Here is a 24574-nt window from a genome sequence, read left to right as displayed (position 1 = left end):
CCGGACCGAACAGAGAATCAAGCAGTAGCTACCGCGCAGCGGCTTTCATGTTCACGGGTGTGCCGGTAGCTAAGCCGACGGCCGCTCAGAGAGGGCCGTCATACTCACCACGCGCCGGATAATCCCTGGCGATAGCGAAATCGATCGCTTGAAGCAATTCCGAGAACAACGGACGTGCGAACGGCATTGTTTGAACCGCGCCGTAGTACAAAGTACCATCCGGTCGGACGAGGAATACGCCGGGCTCCGAAAACAGTGACGGCTCTTCGATGTTGATCGATGTCTTTCCACGCGACGACGAAATATAGAGACCCCACTTGCGAGCAACCGCCAGCGGCAGTGAATATCCGAATCGCAAGCTGGCGCCGACCTTGTTTGCCATTTCCTGAGCGCGCTCGCGAACGTCAGAGCTGATAGCGATGACCTTTGTAGCGCGACGCTCATATTCGGGTATCAGCGATTCCAGCTCGCGCAGATACTTGAGGCAGACCGGGCAATGGAGTCCGCGATAAAAGCATATCAGCGTAAACAGCTTCGGCGCGTCGGCAGCAAGATCAAATTCGCCATGAGCAAGGATCGGAACGCGCAGTTCGGGAACCGGTCGACGAGGCAGCAGCATTCTCTCCTCCGCAGTGTTTTCCTAAGTACGTCGGGAATTCCGGCACTCGCTGATCGCGCACGAGCCATCACTCCGCCCCCCCTGCAGGGTGAAACTACGTCGCCGACCTTCAATTGAGAAATGTCCGACCGTTATGATTTCCATTCCCGCGCGTTGTTTCTCCGACCGAGACTTCGCCTCGATGGAATTCAATGCGTTGTCGCGAGCGGAAGACCGTCAAGCCCGGCGCGCGGGTTCACGGATTTCCTCGCCGCGGAGCTTCGGCACCGACTCCCGAAGCATTCCTGGCGGTTATGGACATGATAGCTTTACTCGAATGGTCGCCGGATTTAGTTGCTGAACGCGCCGGCCGGAGCGGACGCCGCGCTGAGACCTCGCGCTATCTACAAGACTTGTTCTGCGCTGCCTGCTTGCGTTCACGCTCGTCGAGAGCCGGTGGTCGATCATTCGAAGAATCGGGACCTAGTCATGACCAAGATCCGCGAAGTTGTTGTCGCAAGCGACCCCACCAATCATGGTGCACTGGAATGCCGTGTCGGCGGCTCTCATTTTACTGTCGGCGGCCCGGATGGCGTCGGCCGCATTTCTTCTGGTCCCAATCCTTACGACCTCCTTAGCGCATCTCTCGCCGCATGCACCGCTATGAGCATTCGTTTTCAGGCTCGACGCCAGAGACTTCCGCTGGAGCGGCTGGAAGTGAGCGTCAGCTTCCGCCATGGCGCTCAGGGCGAACGAGATTCGTTCGCACGCACCCTCGTGCTGGAGGGAGAACTCGATGCTCATCAGCGCGCGCTCCTGCTGGAAGCCGCAAACCTCTGCGCCGTTGGCAAGATTCTCGGCATCGGCGCCGCTATCAACACGCGCCTCGACGCTACTGCTTCCGGCCACGGCCCAAGCACTCAGGCCAGCTACGAGGATGATCTGGTTCAACTCCCGATCCCGAATATCACTCCGGATTGAGCGTCTCTCGTGCGGTCGATCACCGTACCGGCGCATCGCAGCCGATCAAACCCGCATTGCAGCCCTTTCTTGCGTCCTCAGTGCCCGGAAATCTTCCCTCGTGGGGCATTCGTCCCCGACGTCACTGCTGACGCGCTTTGATCTTTCGCGTCGATGGCATCGATTCCATAGCCACAGGTCATTGGACCGTCGAATTTGGCGATCGTATTTTTGGTCGCCCGCAAGGGAATTCGGAAGATGACGACATACCACACACGAGGAGGTTGGCGATGAGGGCAATCGTCGTGGCAGACCAAGCTGCGGGAACGGCCGGGATGAAGCTGGTGGAGCGACCCGAACCGCGCCAGCAATAAACGACGTCGTCGTTCAAGTCTATGCGTCAGGATTCGTTGGAACCGAGCTGTCGTGGCCTTCGACGTGGACCGATCGCCTCGATCGCGACCGGACACCGTCGATTCCCGGGCACGAGTTGGCCGGAGTGGTCACCGCTCTCGGATATGGCACGACGGGCCTGTCGGTGGGACAGCGGGTGTTCGGCCTCGCGGACTGGTATCGCGATGGCACACTGGCCGAGTATGTGGCGATCGAGGCACGCAACCTGGCGCCGCTGCCGGGCGACGTTGACTTCACGGTGGGCGCGAGCCTGCCGGTCTCGGGTCTGACCGCGTGGCAGGGATTGTTCGTGCACGGCCGCCTTCAGGCGGGGCAGCGCGTCCTCGCGCACGGCGCGGCCGGCGCAGTCGGGTCGATGGTGACGCAACTCGCGCGTGAGGCCGGCGCCTATGTCATCGGCACCGGACGCGCCGCCGACCGTCAGAAGGCGCTCGACTTCGGCGCGAATGAGTTCGTCGACCTGGAGAACGACGCTCTAGACGACATCGGCCCGGTCGACCTGGTGTTCGATCTCATTGGCGGCGACATCAGGAAACGCTCCGCGCGCCTGGTTCGATCCGGAGGAACGCTGGTGTCCATCGTCGGGCCGGCCGAGGCGCGGCCCGCCGATGGCCTGGCGGTCGACTTCGTCGTCGAGTCCGATCGTGCCCAACTGAGTGAGATCGTCCGGCGGGTTCGGGACGGGCGACTGCGCACGAACGTCGGCCACGTAACGACACTCGAAGATGCCGTCGCCGCCTTCAATCCAACAAAGCGGATCGGCGGGAAGACGATCATCCGCGTTCGTCCGTGAACGACCCACATTCGATGCACGCGGCCGTCACGTCCTATCAGACGCGCCGCACCCAGGAAACTACCACGGCCCCCGGGCATGAGATGCCAGACGGGCTCCATCCCTGCGGCATTTCGAGCAAAGAGAGCGAAAGCACTCGTTATCTCAAGTCATCCCCTAACGCACAGGAATCACCATGACCAACAGAATCGCCATGACCAATGCCGTCATCGAATGTATCCTGAGCCGCAGCTCCGCCAAATACTACGACCCTGCCGCCACTTTGAGCGATGACCAAATCAGCGAGCTGGTGCGGATCGGCACTACTGCGCCGACATCCTTCCATTTGCAGAACTGGCGCTTCATCGCGGTACGCACGCCTGAAGCCAAGGCTCGGTTGAGCCCGATCGCCTGGAAGCAGCCGGCGATCACTGAAGCCGCCGTTACCTTTATCATCTGCGGCCAGTTGGCTGATTCCAGTGTAATTCCGGACCGCCTGGCGCCGGTGGTGGAGGCGGGTATCATGCCGGCAAAGTTGATACCGGATTGGGAAATCCCCGCACGCGATCTCTATAAGGACTACCCGCAGCGCCAGCGCGACGAAGCAGTGCGCACCGGCGCCTTCGGTGCGGCGGCGATGATCTATGCGGCCCGATCGCTGGGCCTGGGTTCGACGCCGATGATCGGTTTCGATGCCGAAGCGGTGCACCGAGATTTTGGATTGGCCCAGGACGAAGTCCCGGTCATGCTGCTGTCCGTAGGAGCGGAGCGTCCGGGAAACTGGCCGCAGAAGCCGCGTCGCCCGGTGGCCGATGTGTTGGACCTCATTTAGTGATTAGTGAAACCGAGAACCTGCGAAGATTATGATGCCAAGAATTACAGCTCTGAAGCCGGAACGGGTGCCGGCGGATTCGAAACCGACCCTCGATATGTTCACCAAGAACATCGGGTTCACCCCAAATATGATGGCGACCTTCGCGGCAAGCCCGATCGCGTTCAACTCATGGGCCGCCCTGCTTGGCTCCTTGAGCAAGGCGCTAGACGTGAAGACGCGCGACAGCATCGGCCTCGCTGTCTCCGAAGTGAATGGCTGCGACTACTGCCTGACGGTTCACAGCTTTACGGCCAATCATATGGCCAAGCTGCCCGCCAATGAAATCACTCTCGCTCGGAAGGGCCATGCCAGCGACCCGAAGCGGGACGCTGCCATCCAGTTTGCGCGTAAAGTCATCGAGACCCGCGGCAAGGTTAGTGACGCCGATCTGAAAGTCGTCCGCGACGCAGGCTACACGGATGCGAACGTCATCGAGATAGTCGCGCTGGTGGCCATGTACTCTCTGACGAACTTTTTCAACAACGTGTTCGATCCCGAGAAGGACTTTCCTGCCGTTGCGCCGTCTGGATCGATCTGAACTCAATCCATTCGCATCTACGATCTCTGAGGAGCCTCTATGATGCGAGCATCACGCAAGGCTCGGACGCACCCGGGAAGGATTCTTGGGAACGCGTCCGGGCTTTTGGTTGGCGCGAAGACTGTCGCCGTTTGTCGCCACGGCGCCAAAGCTCCTCGACAAAGCACTCAAGGGATCGCTCCAGGCCGCCAGATCACCAGCGAGAACGATGTCGTCGCCCCGCCGCACAAGAAGGTGTTCAAGGCGCGTGTCTATTTCATCTGGAGGACCACCATCGCGCCGGAGCGGCGCGAGCGTCTCAATCGCGCGACCGCGGAGGCGGACGCTTCAGACTTAAAAGCTCCGTCACGTCATGCCGATCGGCGGCGGATGAGATAGCAATTTTCAGCCATTTTCCGTCTGGGTATGTTCGGGCTTCATCGTAAAGCTTCACCAGCTGCGAGCGCCACCCGTAACGCCGCGCCTCAAACTTCTCTCGCTCTGCTGCCCCCAAAACCACCTCGACCGAAAACTGCCTGTATTCCGGCAGGAAGGTGCAGAATGCCTTGGATTTCTTGTAACGCAGGGACCAACCACGCTTCTTGCCACGATAGAGCCAATCCGGCGCGAAAACATCGGGGTAGTATGCCTCGATCCATTTTCGCAGCTCGGCCCAATGCCCGAACGCCTTCGGCCCGATCCAGTCTCGGACAGTGCTGTCGTCGGGCGATGCTGATTTATCGGTGATCCTGTCGCCGATCTGGGGGGATTGTTCCATGCCGCTTTCCTTTACACCGCAACTCTCACGTTGGTTTCGGAAGACCTGGTGTGCCGCATCATCGGCCGATCAATAGCGAATGAGCCCGAATAGGCCGAATAATCCGCCCGCGTCCTGCCAAAGCTCGACAACCTTCCATCCGCCGGACCGGGCAAGCCGCTCGAAGCTCTCCGCAGTATGTTTTCGGGAGCTCTCAGTATGAATGCTTTCCGACGTTCTGAAACTAAACGCGCGCTCGCAGAGGGTAACGCGCTGATCGCACACGCTGACCAGATGCATCTCTACTGCTTTCTCGATCTCGTTCCAGCGCGCGACGTGCTTGAACCGCTCTAAACAGAACTCGCCGCCCAGTTCGGCGTTGATCCGCTCAAGGAGGTTGAGGTTGAAAGCGGCTGTCACACCGGCGCTGTCGTCGTAAGCACGCAGAAGCGTATCTACGTTTTTCTGGAGATCGACACCGATGATGGCACGTCCGTTTTTGCCTAAGTGTCGCCCCATCTGCATCAGCAAGGTCTTCGCCTCGCTCGCGTTCAAATTCCCCATCGTCGAGCCAGGAAACAATCCTGTCCTGCCGCCGCTGGAGCCATCGAACGGAACCTCAAATTCATCCAGGAAACTGCGCTCGATGGGACGGACCCAGAGCGACGGGAAGCGCGAAGCGATCCTCCTAGACGTTTCTGCAAGGAAAGCATCGGCGACATCGATCGGCACGTAGCCTCGCGGGTCACGCAGGCCTGCCAGCAGAAGCTCCGTCTTAACGCCGGCTCCCGCACCATACTCGATGAGAACCGCGCCAGGCGCTACAAAATCGGCGATGTCACGCTGCCGCTCTCGCAAGATCGACGTTTCGGCTCTGGTCAGATAATACTCATCCTGCCTCGTTATCTCTTCGAAAAGTTCAGATCCACGCTCGTTGTATAACCAACGGCTCGGCAGCGTCTTCACATCAGCGGATAAGCCGCCGACGACGTCTCGGGCAAATGCATTTTCAACAGCGTCGATGCTGTCATTCACGTGAAGCATATTTTCCGCTTTCGGTGACACGGCGGATAACGGCCGAGGTAAACTCGTGGCCGATATTTTCACCGTGAATTCGTGCCAGGCTCAGTGAGTACGTTACTTGAGGGGTGTCGTCAGCGGGTTGTCACTGGTGTCGAGGACGAAGACAGCGAGCAGCTTCGCCGGCCTTGTCTTGCTCGCGTTGCGGCTGATCGAATGGGTTGCACCCGGCGGCTCCGACCAGCCTTCGCCTGCCCGATAGATGCGCTTCTCTCCGTCGTTCACCTTCGACTCGATCGCGCCCGAGATCACATAGGCGTAGATGAAAGCCGACATCGCGTGGGTATGGGGCGGGGATGCCGCGCCCGGCGCGTAATCGACCTCCAGGGCGAGCAGCGACTTGCCAGGGACATTGGGAATGGCCGCCTCGAGTTTCTTCGCGACGGTTTCCGCTTCGCGATCATGGGCGCGGATCGGGCCGGCCATCGAGAAGGCGGCGCAGGTGACAGCGACAATGGTCCGGATCTTCATGAGTTTCTCCTTCTGCCTAGAGGTTGGTATTCGTTCTTCATTGTTCCCTCTCGACCTTGCCGGCCCGCTGATTTCCGACACCGAACGGTCAGTCTCGCGGGATGAAGTCGACATGAGGCCCCGGCTCGATGATGAACACCGCGAGCGTGGCGAGAACGCAGGCGACGGCGGCGACAACCATCGCCATGTGGAATCCCCAGAACAGCTGAGGACCGCCTTGCTGCAGCACGCCGCCGAGCAATGCGATGGCGAAGAGCGACCCGGCGCGTGAGACTGCGCTGTTGACGCCAGACACTGTCCCGACTCGATCGGACTCGACGGACGTGAGGACGAGGGTCGTCAACGGCGCGATCGCGAGGCTCATGCCAAGCGCCAGCAACAGGATGCTGGGGAAGATGTCCGCCCAATAGGTTGCGTTCGGACCGATACGGAGCGCCATGATGCAACCCAAGGCGACGACGGCGCTGCCGGCGAACAATGGCAGGCGCCTGCCGGACACGCGGCAGAGCATACCGGCGAGCGGCGAAACGACCGTAATCAGCACTTGCAGAGGAAGGAAGGCTAGGCCCGCCACCAGCGTCGGCAGGTGCGCGCCTCGGATCATCACGAACGGGATCAAGGTTAGCATGACCGTGAACGGACCGTAGAAGAGTGCGGTGAACAGGTTCGCGCCGACGATCGACCGCGAGGCGAAGAGCGACGGGGGCAGCATGGCATTCTCGCCTAGCCGCCGCTGTGTGACGATAAGGCCGGCTAAGCCGCCCAGACCGACGATCAGAGTGATGAGCAGCCAAAGGGTTGGACCGGCACCGTTGGTCAGGCTCGTCAGCCCCGCGCCCAACGAGCCGAGCCCGACTGTCGAAAGGACCGCGCCATAGACGTCGATCGGGACGTAGCTGGTCGAGGAGTCCTTGGGTATCCACGCCGTGCCGAAGGCCAACGCGCTGGCGACGATGGGCAGGAGCATCAGAAAGGCCGTCCGCCAGGAGCCGTGATCAATGATCGCGCCCGCGATCGCGGGCGCGACGCCACTGGCGACCGCTGCGGCGGCGGACCAGATGCCGATCGCACGGGCTTTCTTGTCGGCGGGAAAGGCCCGCCCGAGCACGGAAAGGCCGTTGGGCAGGATCACAGCTTCGCCCAAACCTTGCAGGAAGCGGCCGCCGATGAGCAGCGCGAAGCTCGGCGCGAAAGCAATTGCGGCTGCGCCCAGGCCATAGAGAGCGATCCCCGCGAGGAATATCCACTTCTGTCCGAACCGATCACCCAGAGCGCCGCCTACCAAAGTCAGGGCCGCGAGCGGAAGGAGCTCGGCGTTCATGACCCACTGCAGGTCAAGCGGCGACAGGCGCATGTCTCGGCCAATCGCCGCGAGCGCGACCGTGACGACGGCGCCGCTGACGAACACTAGACAGCTGCCCAGGCTCGACGCGGCGAGCACCTTGGTGCTGCCCTGCGCTCCGACGGCCTTAGGCTCGGAGAGCGCCAGGCCGCGATCGGTCAGGGTCAGGGACGCGCTGCTCACGACCTGGCCGTCATGTCAGGTGGCGCGCTTCGCGGCGCGCGGGCTCATTGGCCGGCAGCCCGAAGCCGAACTGCCGTGTCCGTTCGCGGATCACTTTTCGCAACATCAATTCAACCTCAAGCAGGCTTGCCATGAACCGCCGTCGCCTCCTGCCCGCGACGCGCCGCCGGAGGCCACGGCCGAGCGACGCCTAAACGTGGATGCGTGCCGTGCTGACGAGGAGCGCGGAACCGTTCTCCGGCCCAAGTTCTCACGGGCGAACGCGAACGATTGTCTTCCCCTTGCGTCGCTCGGTCCGATTGAAGGCGGCGATGGCGTCATCGAGGGTCGAGACGGTGCCGATGTTCGTCCGCAGTCGTCCGTCCCGCAGACGCTGGACGATCTCACCCAGTTGGGCGCGATCGGACTCGACAACGAAGTCGATCGCCAAGCCGTCGGCGGGCCGCGCCTCGGTCGGCCCGGCGATGGTCACCAGCGCTCCTCCCGCTCGAATCAGGCTTGCGGACCGCTTCGCGATGTCGCCGCCAAAGATATCGAAAACCAGATCGACGCCACCGACGTCTTTTAGAACGTCGTTCTCGAGGTCGACGAACTCATTCGCGCCGAAGTCGAGCACCGCCTGACGGTCGGCAACGCGTCCGGTGCCGATGACGTAGGCGCCGGCCTCACGTGCGAGTTGCGTCACCATCGAACCGACGACGCCAGCCGCACCGTGCGCAAGGACGGTCTGCCCCGACTGAAGGTGGCCGTGCACGAACAGTCCTTGCCACGCAGTCAGACCCGGCATCGGCAGGCTCGCGCCCACCGTGAAGTCGACGTCGCCCGGCAGCGGCGCAAGGTTGCGTGCCTCGACGGCCACATACTCCGCCAAGGTGCCGTCGCGATACCAGTCCGTCAGGCCGAACACCCGCTGTCCCACTGACAATCCCGTCGTGCCATAACCGAGAGCGGTGACGACTCCGGCCAGCTCGTGCCCAGGGATCGACGGTGTTCGGTCACGATCGAGGCGATCGGTCCACATCGGGGGCCACGTCAGCTCATCCCAAGTGAAGCCCGATGCATGAACTTGAACGACGACGTCGTTTATCGCTGGCCGCGGTTCGGGCCGCTCCACCAGCTTCATCCCGGCCGTTCCCGCGGCCTGGTCCGTTACGGCGATTGCCTTCATGTGAGTTGTCTCCTCAGTTATTTGCTCCTTTGCTGGATACGTTCCAGCGACAAAAGCCGGTTCGGCATCGCTTGCCAGCGACCATGGGGTAGTTCCGAAAGCGAAGATGGGACGGCGCCTCCACGATCTCAGTTGTCCAGCCCTCGACAAAATCCACGAGCGGTACCCATTGATGGCAGCGCGGAGTAACATTCTCCAATAGCCGGCATGTATGGTTTCCATTGCAGCGGGGAATAGTGGTGCGACGGTCTTCTCTGCCATTGGTAAATCAAGGCAAGTTGCGCACGCCGCGACGGCATGCCGCTGCGCGGCAAGGCAATAACGATTATCTATCGATTCTATGGCGAGAGATAATTTCCTTCACCGGGGTCCGACCGCCACCGTATGAGACGGCTGTCGGAACCACTTTCAACCCGAAATAAGACTGCGAATGACCAATCCTGCAAACCAGAGACGGCGAGCGAGTCGCAACGCGGCGCAGCCGTTTGTAGAGGGATGCAGCCGCGGCGTTATCGACGCAGAACCTTGCCCGCGAGAGCTCGGTCGGGAGGCGCCACCTCGCTGCCGGCGGATGGTACTCGCGGCCTGCGTGCTCGCGTCCTCGATGGCGTTCATCGATGCGACAGCGTTGCCCGTTGCGTTACCGAGATTGCGCTCAGATTTGGCGGCGGACCTCGCCTCGGTTCAATGGGTCCTCAACGGCTACATGCTGGCGCTCGCCTCGCTGACATTGATCGGCGGCGCGCTCGCGGACGTTTACGGCAAAGCGCGCATGCTCGGGTTCGGTTGCGTGCTGTTCGGTCTGACGTCCGCCGCTTGCGCGCTGGCGCCTTCGCCCGCCTGGCTGATCGCTGCCCGCGTCGCGCAGGGAGCGGCCGCAGCGATCGTTACTCCCGCGAGCCTCGCCCTGATCGGGGCCACCTATCCGCGCGAAGAGCGAAACCGCGCGATCGGCGTATGGGCCGCAGCGTCGGCTCTCACCACCGCCGGAGGTCCTGTCCTGGGCGGCTGGCTCACCGAGACCTTTGGCTGGCCATCCGTGTTCTGGATCAACCCGCCGCTCGCGCTCGTGGCAGTGGGAGTTCTGCTGGTCTTTGCGCCGAAGGATGGTCGCATCCAGCGCAGATTCGCCGTGATTGGCGCCGCGATCCTCGCTTTGGCGATCGGGGCGCTTGCCTGGGCGCTTAGCCAAATCGGCCCCGGTGAAGTTCAGGCCGCCGCGGGCGCTTCAGCCCCGTCGGGCACAGTGCTCGTGATTGTCACCGGGCTTGGCATTGTCGGGCTCGCCGTCTACGCGTTCTGGGAGCGCAGAAGCGAACACCCGATGACGCCACCTCGCTTGGCGGAGAACCGCGCCTTCCTCGGGCTGAACGTTGTCACCCTGATGGTCTATGCGGGGGTTTCGATCATGTTCTTTCTGCTACCCTTCGAGCTCATCGATCGCCGCGCCCTGTCGTCGACCGACGCCGGGCTCGCATTCCTACCTTTCACGCTTGGCGTGGGGCTCTTGTCGAATCTCTTCGGCCGGCTGGCAGACAAGATTGGCGCGCGGGCCATGCTCATCGCGGGACCGCTCGGTGCGGCACTCGCCTATATCCTGATGGCGCTTGGCGAGAAGGAATCCCTGATGCTCGGCGTGATCGGACCTATGACCCTGCTGGGCCTGTCCTTCGCTGTGCTCGTGGCGCCGCTCACCGCGTCGGTCATGTCGAGTGTGGATCAGGCCGACGAAGGACTCGCCTCCGGCATCAACAATGCGGCGAGCCGGATTGCGCAGCTCGCCGGGGTGGCACTTGCCGCCGGCGTCGCGTCTTTCTCGTCCGGCTACGAAGTCGGCCTCGCCATAGCCGCCGCGACCTCGATCGGCGGCGCCTTTGCGGCCTCGAAGACCCCGACACCGGTGATGGCGAAAGCGGACGCAACTTAGAAAGTACGGAATTCAACCGAATCCGATATTTCATTAGAACTGACAGACACCCTGAACTTAACGGAAGCCGTGTTCAGCGGAACGCCATGGCTGATTGTTGATTCTCGAACCACGAGCTCAGCAGCGGCTTGTCACAAGCCACGTTTGTCTGCAGCGGCGAGCACATGGCGCAGATATCGCCGAACGACCTCCGACGAGGTGCTGCGTCCGGCATTTGGACGCTATCTGAACCGACGAGCGCTGCTGGTAGCGACTCCCGTCAGAGCGAAGGCCATTCCGGCGACCAGACAAAAGACGGCGCCTTGGTCTCCGCCCAAGCCGAAGATCAGCGAGACCGACGCGGAACCAAGTGACCATCCGACGTAGCGAGCCGAGGCATTCATCCCACTTGCGGCCCCGCTGCGCCCTACGGGTCCAGCCGTCATCATCGCCGTGTTGTTCGGGGTCTGAAAAAGACCAAAGCCGATACCGCAAAGAGCCAGTCGCCATACGACATCCCATCTCGCCGGAGATGTTGGCAAGAAGACCATCAGGAGCAAACCGACCGCCAACAGCGCCAAACCAATGCTGCAGATCACCGAAGCGGGGTGGCGGATCGTCAAGCGGCCGGCAATTGGGGCCGTGACGGCAGTCATGAACGGCCAGGTTGTCAGAAGAACACCTGTTTCCACGGCCGAAAGATGCATCCTCGTCTCAAATAAAAACGGCAAGGAGACGTAAGCCAGAATTTGTGCGGCATAGGAGCAGACGGATGTCCACACCGATAGGGTAAACAGGGGTATATGGAAAAGATCGAATGGCAACATTGGCACAGGGTGCCGGCGCTGTTGTCGAACGAAGAGACCAAGACAGAAAAGTCCTGCTACGATCTCTCCCGTCGCAATGCGCCCATCGCCAGTACCCAGCGTGCCGACACCGACGACGAAAAGCCCGAACGCCAGCGCATTGAGAGCGGTCCCGATCAGATCGAGAGAGCGCGCAACCCGAACGTCTGGTGGTGCAGCAGCAATAAATAGCGGAACAGTGAGGCCGAATGGCACATTCACCAAGAACAACCAGGGCCATTTTGCCACGGCAAGTACTGCCGCCGCGATGGTGGGGCCCAATGCTCCAGGTATCGCCACTGCTAATGCGACTAACGCGAAGCCCTTGCTGACCATGTGATGCGGATAAATCACGCGTACAAATGCCATGCCGGCCACAGAAACTCCAGCTGCCCCGGCACCCTGAATTAGGCGCGCACTCACCAGCATCGGCAATGTTGGAGCGAACGCGCAACCCAACGACGCGAAAACAAAAATAGCCAGGCCGGCGGTATAAACGCGCTTCAGACCGAGTGATTCGACCAGACTTGCAACGGGCAACAAGCAGACCGTTGCCGAAAGCTGATAGGCATTCACGACCCAAACGGTCGCGGCGTCACTACTTGCGAATGAACGCGAGATGTTTGGCAAGGCGATATTCACGATCGCGCTTCCGAGGGAACTTAGACCAAGTCCAAGCAAGATGCAGAGCATTACCCAGCGGCGCTGAGCCGCCGTCAGACCGTCGACGCCACCCATCAGTATGCAATTTCCGGCGTGAACCTTGAAAGCTTCGGCTCGTGTCGCGCACCGCGCCCGCCGCTCACGAGTAGTCACCTCCGCTCTGCTGACTGAGGTTGCCGAGGTAGTCGCGCTTCCCGATCTTCGCTCCGAGGTGCCGAAGGATCGCGTGCGCAATCGCGATGTGGAAGAAGAAGTCGGGTAGCACCAGGTGCCGGATGTAGTTGTCGCCGCCGAACCACCCGCGCACGATAGGCGGTGTCAGTTCGTATGTGCGGGACTGCGCGCCGGCAATCTCGCCCGGCTGCACGTTTTGCAGGAAGCCGCGCGTCTCGAGGAGCCGCCCCTTCAGTGCCGGGTACATCATGAGGGTGCTGTGGGGAGCCGGCGCATCGCGCTGCATCAGCTTCGCCATGTGGGCGTCAACCTTATTGCAGCTTACAGAAAACTGTTCTCCGAAGCTCAGCATGTCGGACGCGAGCCGCTCGCCAAGGATCCTTCCAGGCTCGTATCCCCTGGTCCGCTCGAGTGCTTGAGCGTGGTCGAGATAGTCGTCCATCACGTTCAGTCCGTGCACCATGACAGGGACCGTGATGTCATAGACCGAGAGGGACACGTCGAACTCCATCCGCTCGTTTTTACTCTGAACGTCGGTCAGTGACGCAGGACGGGATATCCATTCACATAAATCCAGTCCGTGGCCGTGGCAGGCAGGTGGCATCCCTGGCAATCGGAACGGTAGTCCGTCGAGGTGGTTTTGAGCGGCTTGTCCGCGTCGAACCACGACCATCCCCACCCGTCGCCCCACAACGGGTTGCCGGGGTGCGTTCCCTTACTGTCTCTCACCATGACGAACCAGCCCTTGAGCTTGTCGGCGTGGCTTACCGTGCCGGTGGTCATCTCGTTGGTCGAAGTCGCGAAGACTTCTTTCACCAGAACGGCGCCGTCCGGAAAATGCCCCGTCTTCCGGTAGGCGTCGATCGCCCCCGGGGATGCGTAGACGGCGTGGATTTCATTCGAGCCCTGGCCGCTCTCAGCCGCAATCGCCCAGGTGCCGAGCGCTTGGTAGAGGGTTCGGTAGTCCGCCGGCACGCGCAGGTGCCCAGCACCGTCTACCACGTTCGCGGTCGGGCCGGCCGGAGCAGCTCCGTTGATCTGCGCGAGCGCTGCCACGGCGCCGGTGACTAGCGAGACTGCGGATTCCGATTTATTCCGGCCGGGTATTCCGACTTGAAGCCGGCCATCGTTCCGATTTGAAGCCGGCCACGATTCCGAAATGAAACCGGCCGGCATTCCGATTTGAAGCCGGCCGGGTTTTGGAAGTCGGCGTTTTCGTTTGGGTCAGTCCTTCAGGCATCAAGTCCCTCGTTGATCCACGAGGGGAAGCGGATGCCGGCCAAGAGAGAACTGACCATGCGACAGATACGACAGATGCTGCGGCTTGCCCGTGATGGGGTGAGCGCCCGGGAGATCGGGCGCACGCTCGGGGTGGCGCGCAGCACGATCCAGGACAATCTCAAGCGTGCCTCGACTGCCGGGCTGGCGTGGCCTTTGGCGGGCGATCTGACCGACGCCGTTCTTGAACAACGTCTGTTTGCCCATGCCGGCGTCAGGCGCGGCTTCCGCCGGCGCCGGGAGCCGGATTGGGCCTCGCTGGCCTGTGAGCTGAAGCGGCCTGGCGTCAATCTGATGGTGCTGTGGGAGGAGTACCGGGCGGTCCATCCGGAAGGTTATGGCTACAGCCGGTTCTGCGATTTATTCCGGGAATTCGAGCGGCGGCTGTCTCCGACGATGCGGCAGGACCATCCGGCGGCGACAAGGTCTTTGTCGATTACTCCGGCAAGAAGATCATGATCGTTGATCGCGCAACCGGGGTTGTGCGCGACGCGGAGATCTTCGTCGCCGTGCTTGGCGCCTCGAATTACACCTACGCCGAGGCGACCTGGACGCAGACACTTCCGGACTGGATCGAGGCTCATGTCCGAATGTTCCGGTTCTTTGGCGGGGTGCCACGCCTCGTCGTCCCTGACAATCTGAAGTCCGGCGTGCACCGGGCGTCGTTCTACGACCCCGAAATCAATCGCAGCTACGGGATGATGGCGTCCCATTACGGCGTTGGCATCCTTCCGGCACGGCCAAGAAAGCCCCGGGATAAGGCAAAAGTGGAAGCCGGAGTGCGTTTTGCCCAGACCTATATCCTCGGGCGGCTTCGCCGGCAGACCTTCTTCTCGCTGGCTGAGGCGAATGCGGCAATCGCCGCCGCGCTGGAGCGCATCAACGCCCACGTCATGCGCCGGATCGGCGTCAGCCGCCGACAATTGTTCGAGACCGTCGAGATGCCTGTCCTGGCGCCGTTGCCGGATGCCGACTATCAGTTCGCGGAATGGCTCCTGGCCCGCGTCTCGCTCGATTATCACGTCGAGGTCGACGGCTTCTTCTACTCAGTTCCACACGGCCTGATCCGGGAGCAGGTCGACGTTCGCGCCACCACCCGGACCATCGAGTTGTTCCATCGGGGTTTGCGTGTTGCTGCTCACCAGCGCCGTTATGGCGGCCGCCGGCACGGCACTGATCCCGATCACATGCCCAGTGCGCATCGGCGTTACGCCGAGTGGACTCCCGATCGATTCCGGCGCTGGGGGCGGTCGATCGGGCCCAACACCGAGGGGCTCGTTCTCGCCATCCTGGCCAATCGGCCTCATCCCGAACAGGGATTCCGGACCTGTCTCGGCGTGCTTCGGCTGTTCAAGGATATTGATCCCGAACGCGCCGAGCTGATCGCGGCCCGCGCGGTCGCGGTCAGCGCACTGACCTACAAGAGCATCGCCTCCATCATCGCCAACAAGCTCGAACGCAGTTCTCGCGATACCGAGGACGCGATCATCGAACATCCCAATCTGCGCGGCCCCGGTTACTTCCATTGAAAGGATTATCCAGCATGCTCACCCATCCCACCCTCGACCTGCTGCATAGCCTTGGTCTCCACGGTATGGCCAAAGGCTTCAAGGACCTCGATGCCCAGTCCGAAGCGCGCAGCCTCGAACACGCCGAATGGCTGGCGTTGCTCCTGGAACACGAGAAAACGCTGCGCCAGCAAAAGCGGTTCGAAAGCAGAGCTCGAGCCGCCAAGCTGCGTCATGCCGCCTGCGTCGAGGATGTCGATTACCGCGCTATCCGCGGCCTCGACCGCACGCTCTTTCTAAAACTCGCCGCTGGCGACTGGATCCGGGCACGACATAATCTCCTTGTTACCGGGCCGTGCGGCGTCGGCAAGAGCTGGCTCGCTTGTGCCCTCGGCAACAAGGCTTGCCGAGACGACTTCTCAGTTGCCTACCATCGTGTGCCGCGTCTCTTCGCCGCTCTCGCACTCGGCCGCGCCGATGGCCGCTATACCAAGATGCTGCGGGCGATCGCACGACTTGATCTGCTGATCCTGGACGACTGGGGACCAGAACCTCTCGACGCCGACCAGCGCCGTGATTTGCTCGAAATCGTCGAGGATCGATACGAAGCCCGCTCGATTATCGTCACCAGCCAGCTGCCCGTCGATCGCTGGTACGAAATCATCGGCAACCCCACCATCGCCGACGCGATTCTCGATCGCCTCGTCCACAATGCCTACCGCATCGAACTCAAAGGAGAGAGCCTCAGGAAGCAGAAGCAACCCGCTCAAGATCAACCGGTCTCTTGACCTTCCCAGCCCTCGACGACATCATGAAATTGACCCATGCGAACGACGCCACGGGTGGCCGGCTTCAGATCGGAATACCCGGCCGGCTTCGAATTGGAATGCATGGCCGGCTTCGTCGGAATCCGCACCGAGACGGCAACAGCGAGGCCGATAGTCCTCGATAATTTCATGGGGATCTCCTTTACCGCTCGCGCGCTGTGCACTCTGATCCAGTGAAACGGCTTCAATCATTACTTCAATCGCTGTGTGGCCAACCGCGCGCTCGGCCTAGCCAGCCCTAAAGATCGGACTCGGCCGACAAAATTAGAAATTCTCTTTGGACATGTATTCGATAGGCAGAAGATATCGTCGTACGTGAGCGCTGTGAGCGCCGACCCGACCGTCTTACGTCGTAGTAGGCAACTGCGAGTGCGCGGTCGTCGAAGGGCACTTCAAACTGGCTCATCGCCAGGTTTGCCCGGATATTGCTCCCCACCTTCTACTGCCCTCACTCGGACGTGGAAGCGGCCTGGCGCAGCGAGGCCAGGATTTGCGTCGGCTCCTCTCGTATCGTGAAGTCCGGCTCGACGAATGCGCTGCGGATCTGGCCTTCCGCGTCAATCACATATGTCGCGGGAATAGGTAACATCCACTCCGATGACCCGTGCCGAGCGCCGAAGTCGAATCCTAGCCCGGAATAGTGCGCTTTGGTCTCGTCGGGCACCCGGAACAGCACGCCATACGACATGGCAACGCCATAGTCGACGTCGGAGAGCACCTTCAGGTCCAAGCCCAGGCTCCGCTTGAGCTGCCGCGGGAAGTCCCTCGTCTCGGGTGTCACCACTGCGAGGGTCGCACCGATGCTCTCGAACTCATCCTTTGCAGCCTGCAGGGCCCGAAGCTCAGCGGTGCAGAAAGGACACCAGCCGCCTCGGAAGAAACTCAGGACGAGGGGTCCTTTGCGGCGCAGCCGTTCGGAGCAGTGGAGACGGCCGTCAGCGTCCGGCAGGAGGAAGTTCGGTGCGTCGTCTCCAACCTTCAGAGCGTGCGATGCCACGTCTGTATCCCGGAGCCAGCGCACGAGGTGGTTGTATGACTCCCAATCCGCGGCGCTGAACGTCGTCAACAGCTCGGTGCGAATCCGGGCTAGTGTCTTGTCGGTCTGATTTAGCATCGGTTGGGAGTCATCGGGCTGAGGATCGATTGGCTGGAAGCGGCTGGCGGTCGGCGTGCGTGTCGTGGTCATGCGGGCGCCCTCGACACCACCGGCACCGCTGCGTGCGGCACGCCCCGATCGGAGGCTTCGACCGACCAGTCGCGAAGCCGCGCGACCTTGACGAATGCGTCTAGCGCCGGGGAGTAGCGGCGCCCTTGCACAGCCAGCAGGCGCACCTCCCGTGAAACCAGGTTGCCTTCGAGCGGAATGGTCTTGAGCGTCGGAAGGCGCGGCATGTGCTCGGGCGCGAGTATCACGCCAAGGCCGGCCGCGGCCATGTGCTGCAGGTGCAGGTCGTGACCGCTGCAGTGGCCAAGTTGGGGCGGGCTCTCGGGGAAATACGATTTCTGGATCTTCGGGGCGACGTCGCAGTCGGCGCGTTCCAGCAAGATGGTCTCACGGAGGTCGTCTATGCCGATCGAGGGACGATTTGCGAGCCGGTGTGTCGGCGCAAGAACCACAACGTAGCGCTCCTCGAACAGCGACCAGTCGTCGATGCGGGCGGGCACATCCTGCACGTCGCCGACCATTGCGACGTTGATCTCGCCCTCAAGCAAGAGGTCGACGAGCTTCTTCGCCGCGCCCTCGCGCAGCTCGACGTGAAGTCCAGGGACGAACTTTGCGATCTCTGCGATCGGATCGAGGACGAGCGACGCCGAGATGGATGGGGCAAGGCCAATCTTCAGTGGCGCAACGTCCTTGCGTTGGAACTCCTGGGCTCGGCGACGCACCGCCTCTGCCGAGGCCAGTGTGCGCTCCAGCATCGGAAGGACTTCCTTTCCAAGATCGGTGAGTTGGGTGAGCTGGCGTTCGCGATAGATCAACTGGCCGCCGAGTTCCTGCTCGAGCTTCTGCACCCCCTTGGTCAACGCGGGCTGCGTGACATTGCACTGCTCGGCCGCGCGGGTGAAGTTGAGGGTGGACGCGACGGCGAGGAAGTAGCGAACCTGATGAAGCTCCATGGGTTGTTATGTTCTCCGTCAAGGTGCGGCTGTCGATAGAGACGAGCCTTTGCAATCGACGGCGTGACAGGCACGTCGCGATCATGGGGAGTAGATGCGACTTGCGTGCGCAGGTTGGAACGGCTCGGCCTATTGATTAGGACGCACGGACACGCTTTCAGGAGTTTCTGAGAGCCAGGTTAGTGCATGCGAGATGGGCGAGAACCGGACGGGCGGCGGCGCCGCCGTGTACCCATGTTCGTCGCCTTCGTCCGTGCAGAAATCAATCGTGCGACAACTAGCGGAGCAAGCCTCAACGATATTTCGGCACGGCCAACCGTCTGTTTCTCGCCAAGCCTGGCTAAACGCGGGACCGGGCGGCATAGCGAGACCAGAGTCGAACTCGCGGCAGCATGGCCCTTCCCGACGGAGCGACGTCAGGCATGGAGGGTCTCGCCGCCCTTGGCATCTTCGTAGTATTGAGGTGCCTCGCGACGGTCGTATTTCCCATAGTCGCGCACGATCCGCACTGTACGAACCCTTGCCTTGTCATTCGGCGCGGACGCGTTCTCGTAAGCCTGCGCTGCGGCGGCGTCCTTCCAGGACATGAGCAGAATCAGGTCGCCAGGCGTAAGCACTGCTTCGAAGATGTCCCAGGACGTGAAGTCGGCGGCCCAAGGGTTCAGTCCGAGCCACTCCGCGCAGTCGTACGGGTTGTCGGTCTGTTTCCACTCCGCGGGGCGCGTCGCGTTGATCAGCGTGACTGTCATCCCCTCCCCGACTTCGGTCTCATCGAGCCGCTGTTCCCTCAGGGCGTAACCCACGGGCACTTTGTTGTCGGCAGTGATCTGACCGACGCGGAGGTGGTAATCTGCGAGTATTTCGTCGCGGCCCTTCTGCTGGACCTCGTGATGGCGCGTGCGGATGCGCCAGCGGACGAGTGACTTCTCGTCTCGCCAGTTCGAAAGCGAAAGGATCCAGTCCTCGCGTATCAGGCTCTTGTAGCGGATGTTGTCGACGAAGCCTTCGACCTGCTCCAGCTCCGGGCGCAGCATGTTGGCGTTGTCGAGGTAATTATCCCACTTCCCTTTATGGGGGAGGGCTTCGAAAATCACGGAAAACATAGTCGTATCTCATTCCTGGAGTGCTGCGATGTAGTCGATTCGATGTCGAAATGCCCCGACCATGCGTCGCATTCACGGTGACTCGCCGGATGGGAAGCGCCCGCGGGCGCGTTCCCGCTTTTCCGCATATCCGGCCTTCCTGCCACACCGCGGTAGTCACTGACCGCGGTGAGTTTTGGATGACGGCGTGCGCGTGATCCGCGTACCGACAAAGCTGCTCCGGCCCCCCGCATCGTCGACACGCGGGAGACAGAGGCGGACCAGCGTGCCGCCACCTCGCTCGCTCTCTATACTGATCGCACCGCTCCGTCCTTCGGCGAAGCGCCGAACCTGCGCGAGTCCGCTGCCGCCGCCAGCCGCCTTTGTCGTGAAGTACGGAAGGAACGCCTGCGACAGGACCTCCTCAGACATGCCCTCCCCCTCGTCGGCGACGACAATCTCAATGAACCCGCGGTCCGCGCTAAACGGCTCGACATTCCGCGCCGCGACGGTGATCGTGCCGCCGGCCGGCATGGCATCGTCTGCGTTTCGGCAGAGATTCAGGAGCGCAAAGTACAGCTCTTCCGGGTCGGCATTGAAGGTCCATAAGTCAGGCGCGATCTCGGTGCGGACAGTGATGTCCGGGCGCAACGCCCAGTCAAGCGTACCCGCGATCGCTGCGAGACGACTGCCTGCGACAAAGCCGTCGATCGACTTGCGGCATGGTCGCGCAGTATCGAGGAGCTGGCGGCTGAGCGACACGCCTCGCGTAATCGCCTCCTGCATTTTGCCAACGATCGCCTCTCGATAAGCGGCGTCGCTCTGGCACTCGAGCAGCCGCAGGCCGCCGCTGATCACGGCGAGAAGGTTGTTGATGTCGTGGACGACGAACTGCGCCACGTCCCCGATCGACCTCTCCCCCTCCGAACCGCGGGCGAAGGCCACGCGGCGCGTGCTTGACCGTGGGGCGGTTCGGAACAGGACCCCGGAGATCTCGCCGTAGCCCCCGACGACCGGAATCTCCACGCGCCTGGACGCGATCACACCGCTGCCGTGACCGCTGACGCTCCGCACTCTCACGCCGAGTGGGCGCTGCACCCCAAGCGCGACGCCGGCGCGGCCCGTAAGCACGACGACATCCTCCGGCAGAGGGCTCTCGACCTCGCCGGGAAAGGAAATGTCGGATGAATATTTGATCAGCATCTGGGAAACTCCTGGCCTGCGATCGTCCAACAGTACGCCAACTTCGGCCTGTACACGCGGGGGGGCGACGACGGCACGAAGATTGGGTCCAGCACCGAAAAATGGAAAATCACCTCTTGCCATGGAGTCGATGGCCGACCGTTATCGGCACGCCGCGGCGCCCAGGCGGCAACGCCGCGCTGATCATCATGCTAAGCCACAACAAGCAGCAAGATATCGATCGCAAAGCCGCAGGGAGCGACTACCGGATCAATGTAGGGCGAAGCTCAGATTGCTGCATGAGAAGATCGAACAGCTACGTGAGAGCGAAGTCCTGAAGCCAACGGAGGCCATCAGGATGCTGACCGAGCTGCTCGAGCAGTCAACGTCGGATGCACGCGAGTCCGATGCGGAAAGCGAACCGCCATCATGACGCGCAGCTATTGATTTCATGGCGTGACGTCATTTCCAATTCGCCGCACGGAATTCCATGCTTGCACGGTGCCGGGCTCATCCGACGCGCAATCAGGAGGTTACAATGTCAGTTCACAAGCCGGTTCTCACGGTGCCGCACGGCGGCGAGACAGTGACCTCGAGCGGAGGCTCGAGCGTCGAGATGAAGGTGGAGAGCAGCCAGTCCGGAGGCGAATATGGCACTGTCCTGTGGACGGTGCGAGCCGGGGAAGAACCGCCGCTACACACCCACACGCGCGAGGACGAGCTACTATACGTGGTGCAAGGGAAGCTAATCGCGCGGGTCGGCGATGCCCGTATCGAGGTGGGGCCAGGCGCCTACGCGGCTCTTCCCCGCGGTGTGCCGCATACGATCGAGGTGGTCGGCGACCAGGCGACCCTGCTGCTCAGCTTCGTGCCGGGTGGGTTGGAACGCTTCTTGGTCCCCCGGAAAGGCGAGCAGCCCGATCCGGCTGCATTCGGCCTGACGTTCCCCTAAGGGCGGGGACCGCGGCGCGCGGGAAATCTGGCAGAAGAACTCTTTCCGGTCGCTGAAGCTCGTCTTGGTCGAACCGGACGCGATCTCCATCGCTGCCGCGTGCGTATCGCGGTTGCGGTGGGCGAAGTTCTTGACGTAGCCGACCCACGTCGAGACGACGCCGGGCAAACGCCGCGGAACATTGCGCCGGTCGTCCCGACATCGCGAAGGGTGCGCGCGCTTCCAATGTCGCGACGAGTACCGAGGCATCCGGGCCGAAGCTTCCATCTGCCTTCGAACAAGCTTCGGCAAAGGCGGGGCTTCCGGCGACCGCTTGCGCGAGTGCTCGCAGAGGGAAGCGCCGTAGTCCCGCCGCGGCGCCGAGCGTCTTTCAGTCATTCCGATAACGGTCGGCTATCGACTCCATAGCGAGAGGTGATTTTCCTTTCGACCGCCAAGGACTCAATCTTCGAGTGATCGTCGACCGGCCGGGAAGGCGTTCCCCAGCACACCGACTTCTCGGCCGCCAAGATCGCTGTGCGCGCCGCGCCGCTTCCTTACGGCGATCGTTGTACTGCCCTGCTCTGAGGAGTTCCGTGCCGGGAGCTTAAGAGACGCAGCAACACGCCGGCTGACAAGTACATAGCCCGCCGTGTCAGTGCGGGATCGTGAACGGGAGGTCTTTCGATGATTCTGCCTACCGGTGCGACAGTAGCTGTCGCTGACGGCGAGACGATCCGCCTGTTCCACAATACAGGCGTGAAACCTGGGGTCCACTTGGTCGAGATCACGGCGGCTCCGCCTCAGTCCGCCCACTCGGGCTTGGGTGCGCGGCATCGTTCCGGCTCAGCCAACCCCGACGGGAGGCGGCTCGTCGAGGACGACTTCGCGGCAGCGACGGCGGCTTTCCTGAACAAGCTCAGCCTTGACGGAACCATCGAACACTTGGTCGTCGTCTCCGATCCCAGAATCCTGGGAGAGATGCGCAAGCACTTCAATCGCGACCTGAGAGACAAGATCTTAGGGGAGCTCGCGAAGGACTTCAGCCGGCGTCCGCTCGAGGACATCGCCTCACTGATCGCCGACGCCTGACGCGCCACTGCCGAGCGAACTTCGCCCTTCGTGACTTAAGCGGTTGGCTAACCTACATGCCGTTGCGGATGGTCGCGGTTAAGGGCGATCGTCTGCTGGCATTGAGCTATGAGCCCGCCATGGCAGGCTCGGATCGCCCTCGGGGGAATTGTTAGCGGGAGACCGCTACCTACGCTCCCCCAGACGGCATTCCGAGTTTACGGTTTCCTTGGCCTAGCTCCTGCGCTGGGGTTTCACTCTCCGGCGCATGGATTTCATTGGATGGCACCTATTTCAGAGGCCTCCGCACCACCGTAGACGGCAAGAAGGGCGACAACGAACAAGAGACCATGCGTACGGGTTTTACTGTCGCGCTGCCGATCGATCGTCAGAATTCGATCAAGCTCAACGCCGGTACGGGCATCTACACCCGAACGGGCAGCCAGTTCAGCGACGTCGGGATAGCGTGGCAGTATCGATGGGGAGCAGGCTATTGAGCGCGCATGGCGGGTGATCGATGACCGAAGTCTGGGGCTATGTCGGGGCTGGAAGAGGCCCGGCCGCAAACGTGCGCACGGCGTTAATTAGTGCCCCGCATTGTTCTCCGGCTTCTCAAGACAAACCCATGGTGCTCCGACAATTATCCGGATTGATATATGACGCAATACGGCGTGATCGGACGATCGCCTCATATTTGAGGCTTCCAAGCGCCTCTGTGCCTAGACCGTTGCCCGCCACTCGGATTACAAAAAGATCGTTCGGCCCTTCGTTAAAAATCAGTTCGACGGGCGCGCGAGCATCCGAACAGCCGAGTATGGCAGCAAACGGACGTTGCTTCCCCGTCTCACGACTGCCCGGCACCAAGCCCAAATCGCGTGGATCGACTGGGATCACCTGCTGTATTCCTCTCTGAACCTTTACGTGGTCGACAAGCACGGCGAAACTCTTGTTGCCGTGATTCCGTAAGAATACCGGCGCGCGAAGTTCGAGGATTGCCAAACATGGTACGGGCTTGCATTCCAGCCCCCAATGCTCCCGGCTGCCGATCCAATTGCTGATTAGAGCGCCGGGAGCGCTAGGCCCGCCAGCGCTCGAAAGCTTCGCAGGAAACTCAACTGAGGCCGCCAGCTGAGGCTGCCTACCTCTGCTCGTTCCTCGCGAGGGACGCCAGTCTATCGAGTTGGCCGGCCAAACCCTAGCTCGGTGGTATGGTGAGTTACCCGGCACCCGCGTGCCGCACGACTACCGAAGATGCCCAAGGTCCGCGAACCGTGCCCATGTCCCGGCGCTGTCTCCTCCAACGACTGTAACTTATGGCCGCGAGGCCCGCAATGCATTGGCACAAAGTGCACTAGCCAAACACTGAGGTTCTGCTTGTCTGGGGCGCGCCTCGCCGATCTTTCTCAGCCCCCAAGCTTCCAAGATTGGCGAGAACGTAAAGGGCCCGAGCGCGGCCATCAACTTCGTCCGAACCGATGAACGGGGGAATAGTCCAAGACGATGGATGCAGCGGCAGATCGGCAACGCGGTTTGGAGTTGGGTCGCCGATGGGCAGAGCATGCTTCCGCACATGAACTCGCCATCATGGTGAGCGGTTCGTTCGATGATCTCAGCGAAATTCTGCCACCGGACGTATCCGATCAGTTCGTCGGCGGCTTTCGCGAGGGCGTGTTGCACGTCTGGCGCGGCGCTTAGGACCTCAGCGTGAGGACCCCGGGTATGCGGACCAAGCGCCCTTGCACCCCCCCCCTCGTTGGCGGTCACGAGGATTAGTCTGGGGGCGTGGCATAGTGCTCGCTGCTTTCATTTTGACAGTTTGCCCATCGAAAGCAGCGACTTGAAGAGTAGTCCTA

At 61.8% G+C, this 24574-nt stretch carries 26 protein-coding genes and 2 pseudogenes; 12 read left to right on the top strand and 16 right to left on the bottom strand.

The genetic code is table 11. The features are described 5' to 3' along the window. Positions 1-85: 85 nt before the first annotated feature. Positions 86-619 carry a peroxiredoxin-like family protein gene (locus HAP41_RS13695; RefSeq protein ID WP_166101060.1) on the bottom strand — a complete coding sequence of 178 codons (534 nt, stop codon included), beginning with the start codon at positions 617-619 and terminating at the stop codon, positions 86-88. A 468-nt stretch (positions 620-1087) separates the two neighbouring features. Here HAP41_RS13695 and HAP41_RS13690 point away from each other — a divergent pair, with 468 nt between their 5' ends. The 4 genes and pseudogenes from HAP41_RS13690 (at position 1088) to HAP41_RS13675 (ending at position 4156) form a co-directional block, all read left to right on the top strand. Next, positions 1088-1579 carry an OsmC family protein gene (locus tag HAP41_RS13690; protein WP_166101063.1) on the top strand — a complete coding sequence of 164 codons (492 nt, stop codon included), beginning with the start codon at positions 1088-1090 and terminating at the stop codon, positions 1577-1579. 269 nt (positions 1580-1848) lie between these two features. Further along, positions 1849-2765, top strand: a pseudogene (locus tag HAP41_RS13685) (NADP-dependent oxidoreductase). Positions 2766-2940: 175 nt separating this feature from the next. After that, entirely contained in the window at positions 2941-3576 is a 636-nt protein-coding gene (locus HAP41_RS13680; protein ID WP_166101066.1) for a nitroreductase family protein, read from the top strand. 34 nt (positions 3577-3610) lie between these two features. Beyond that, positions 3611-4156, top strand: a complete 546-nt coding sequence (locus tag HAP41_RS13675) for a carboxymuconolactone decarboxylase family protein (protein WP_166106030.1) — start codon at positions 3611-3613, stop codon at positions 4154-4156. A gap of 298 nt (positions 4157-4454) precedes the next feature. Here the strand turns inward: HAP41_RS13675 and HAP41_RS13670 are convergent, their stop codons facing one another. The 6 genes from HAP41_RS13670 to HAP41_RS13650 all read right to left on the bottom strand — a co-directional run bounded on the left by HAP41_RS13670 (position 4455) and on the right by HAP41_RS13650 (position 9136). After that, positions 4455-4913 carry a DUF3788 domain-containing protein gene (locus HAP41_RS13670; protein WP_166101069.1) on the bottom strand — a complete coding sequence of 153 codons (459 nt, stop codon included), beginning with the start codon at positions 4911-4913 and terminating at the stop codon, positions 4455-4457. Between the two features lie 69 nt (positions 4914-4982). Continuing rightward, on the bottom strand, positions 4983-5936 hold the full coding sequence (gene egtD, locus HAP41_RS13665) for an L-histidine N(alpha)-methyltransferase (RefSeq protein ID WP_166101072.1): 954 nt from the start codon (positions 5934-5936) through the stop codon (positions 4983-4985). A 93-nt stretch (positions 5937-6029) separates the two neighbouring features. Then, positions 6030-6443, bottom strand: coding sequence for a cupin domain-containing protein (locus HAP41_RS13660; RefSeq protein WP_166101076.1), 414 nt, complete (start codon positions 6441-6443; stop codon positions 6030-6032). An 88-nt stretch (positions 6444-6531) separates the two neighbouring features. Then, complete coding sequence (locus HAP41_RS13655) at positions 6532-7968, bottom strand: MFS transporter (protein ID WP_166101079.1); 1437 nt, start codon at positions 7966-7968, stop codon at positions 6532-6534. 10 nt (positions 7969-7978) lie between these two features. Then, positions 7979-8101 carry a hypothetical protein gene (locus HAP41_RS50040; protein WP_256478593.1) on the bottom strand — a complete coding sequence of 41 codons (123 nt, stop codon included), beginning with the start codon at positions 8099-8101 and terminating at the stop codon, positions 7979-7981. A 117-nt stretch (positions 8102-8218) separates the two neighbouring features. Then, on the bottom strand, positions 8219-9136 hold the full coding sequence (locus HAP41_RS13650) for an NADP-dependent oxidoreductase (protein ID WP_166101083.1): 918 nt from the start codon (positions 9134-9136) through the stop codon (positions 8219-8221). 430 nt (positions 9137-9566) lie between these two features. Here HAP41_RS13650 and HAP41_RS13645 point away from each other — a divergent pair, with 430 nt between their 5' ends. Then, positions 9567-11063 (top strand): MFS transporter, encoded by a 1497-nt coding sequence (locus HAP41_RS13645; protein WP_248577199.1) that lies wholly within the window; start codon positions 9567-9569, stop codon positions 11061-11063. A gap of 221 nt (positions 11064-11284) precedes the next feature. Here the strand turns inward: HAP41_RS13645 and HAP41_RS13640 are convergent, their stop codons facing one another. The 3 genes from HAP41_RS13640 to HAP41_RS13630 all read right to left on the bottom strand — a co-directional run bounded on the left by HAP41_RS13640 (position 11285) and on the right by HAP41_RS13630 (position 13900). Further along, positions 11285-12625 (bottom strand): MFS transporter, encoded by a 1341-nt coding sequence (locus HAP41_RS13640; protein ID WP_166101090.1) that lies wholly within the window; start codon positions 12623-12625, stop codon positions 11285-11287. A gap of 64 nt (positions 12626-12689) precedes the next feature. Next, a complete protein-coding gene (locus HAP41_RS13635) occupies positions 12690-13235 on the bottom strand; it encodes a DUF1993 domain-containing protein (RefSeq protein ID WP_135214177.1) in 546 nt (181 codons plus the stop codon). Between the two features lie 26 nt (positions 13236-13261). Continuing rightward, the gene (locus HAP41_RS13630; RefSeq protein WP_224580861.1) at positions 13262-13900 is read right to left on the bottom strand and encodes a cytochrome P460 family protein; all 639 of its coding nucleotides are present in this window, start codon (positions 13898-13900) and stop codon (positions 13262-13264) included. 120 nt (positions 13901-14020) lie between these two features. On the opposite strand from HAP41_RS13630, the pseudogene istA reads away from it, so the two are divergent. After that, positions 14021-15531: pseudogene (gene istA / locus HAP41_RS13625) on the top strand (IS21 family transposase). A gap of 14 nt (positions 15532-15545) precedes the next feature. Beyond that, on the top strand, positions 15546-16298 hold the full coding sequence (gene istB / locus HAP41_RS13620) for an IS21-like element helper ATPase IstB (RefSeq protein WP_166057122.1): 753 nt from the start codon (positions 15546-15548) through the stop codon (positions 16296-16298). On the opposite strand, the gene HAP41_RS13615 is transcribed toward istB, so the two are convergent. The 5 genes from HAP41_RS13615 to HAP41_RS13595 all read right to left on the bottom strand — a co-directional run bounded on the left by HAP41_RS13615 (position 16283) and on the right by HAP41_RS13595 (position 20740). After that, positions 16283-16468 (bottom strand): hypothetical protein, encoded by a 186-nt coding sequence (locus HAP41_RS13615; RefSeq protein ID WP_166101095.1) that lies wholly within the window; start codon positions 16466-16468, stop codon positions 16283-16285. The two genes, istB and HAP41_RS13615, sit on opposite strands and share 16 nt — an antisense overlap. A 317-nt stretch (positions 16469-16785) precedes the next feature. Next, a complete protein-coding gene (locus HAP41_RS13610; protein WP_166101099.1) occupies positions 16786-17523 on the bottom strand; it encodes a peroxiredoxin-like family protein in 738 nt (245 codons plus the stop codon). Continuing rightward, positions 17520-18455: a LysR family transcriptional regulator gene (locus tag HAP41_RS13605; protein WP_166101102.1), complete on the bottom strand. Its 936-nt coding sequence runs from the start codon at positions 18453-18455 to the stop codon at positions 17520-17522. The genes HAP41_RS13610 and HAP41_RS13605 overlap by 4 nt, the downstream gene beginning before the upstream one ends. A 416-nt stretch (positions 18456-18871) precedes the next feature. Further along, complete coding sequence (locus HAP41_RS13600; RefSeq protein ID WP_166101105.1) at positions 18872-19558, bottom strand: antibiotic biosynthesis monooxygenase family protein; 687 nt, start codon at positions 19556-19558, stop codon at positions 18872-18874. Positions 19559-19714: 156 nt separating this feature from the next. Beyond that, complete coding sequence (locus tag HAP41_RS13595) at positions 19715-20740, bottom strand: ATP-binding protein (RefSeq protein ID WP_224580862.1); 1026 nt, start codon at positions 20738-20740, stop codon at positions 19715-19717. A 130-nt stretch (positions 20741-20870) separates the two neighbouring features. Between HAP41_RS13595 and HAP41_RS13590 the strand changes: the two genes are divergently transcribed. The 4 genes from HAP41_RS13590 to HAP41_RS13575 all read left to right on the top strand — a co-directional run bounded on the left by HAP41_RS13590 (position 20871) and on the right by HAP41_RS13575 (position 23218). Continuing rightward, the gene (locus HAP41_RS13590; protein ID WP_175618132.1) at positions 20871-21152 is read left to right on the top strand and encodes a hypothetical protein; all 282 of its coding nucleotides are present in this window, start codon (positions 20871-20873) and stop codon (positions 21150-21152) included. 105 nt (positions 21153-21257) lie between these two features. After that, entirely contained in the window at positions 21258-21671 is a 414-nt protein-coding gene (locus HAP41_RS13585; RefSeq protein WP_063986168.1) for a cupin domain-containing protein, read from the top strand. Between the two features lie 666 nt (positions 21672-22337). Then, positions 22338-22742, top strand: a complete 405-nt coding sequence (locus tag HAP41_RS13580) for a baeRF12 domain-containing protein (protein WP_063981738.1) — start codon at positions 22338-22340, stop codon at positions 22740-22742. A gap of 329 nt (positions 22743-23071) precedes the next feature. After that, on the top strand, positions 23072-23218 hold the full coding sequence (locus tag HAP41_RS13575) for a hypothetical protein (RefSeq protein WP_166101108.1): 147 nt from the start codon (positions 23072-23074) through the stop codon (positions 23216-23218). Positions 23219-23333: 115 nt separating this feature from the next. Here the strand turns inward: HAP41_RS13575 and HAP41_RS13570 are convergent, their stop codons facing one another. Then, positions 23334-23582 carry a carbonic anhydrase gene (locus HAP41_RS13570; protein WP_224581035.1) on the bottom strand — a complete coding sequence of 83 codons (249 nt, stop codon included), beginning with the start codon at positions 23580-23582 and terminating at the stop codon, positions 23334-23336. 639 nt (positions 23583-24221) lie between these two features. On the opposite strand from HAP41_RS13570, the gene HAP41_RS13565 reads away from it, so the two are divergent. Beyond that, the gene (locus HAP41_RS13565; RefSeq protein WP_166101111.1) at positions 24222-24416 is read left to right on the top strand and encodes a hypothetical protein; all 195 of its coding nucleotides are present in this window, start codon (positions 24222-24224) and stop codon (positions 24414-24416) included. Positions 24417-24574 lie beyond the last annotated feature (158 nt).

The sequence above is a fragment of the Bradyrhizobium barranii subsp. apii genome (assembly GCF_011516635.5).
Classification (GTDB): Bacteria; Pseudomonadota; Alphaproteobacteria; order Rhizobiales; family Xanthobacteraceae; genus Bradyrhizobium; species Bradyrhizobium barranii.
This window is presented reverse-complemented; position numbering and strand designations above follow the sequence as displayed.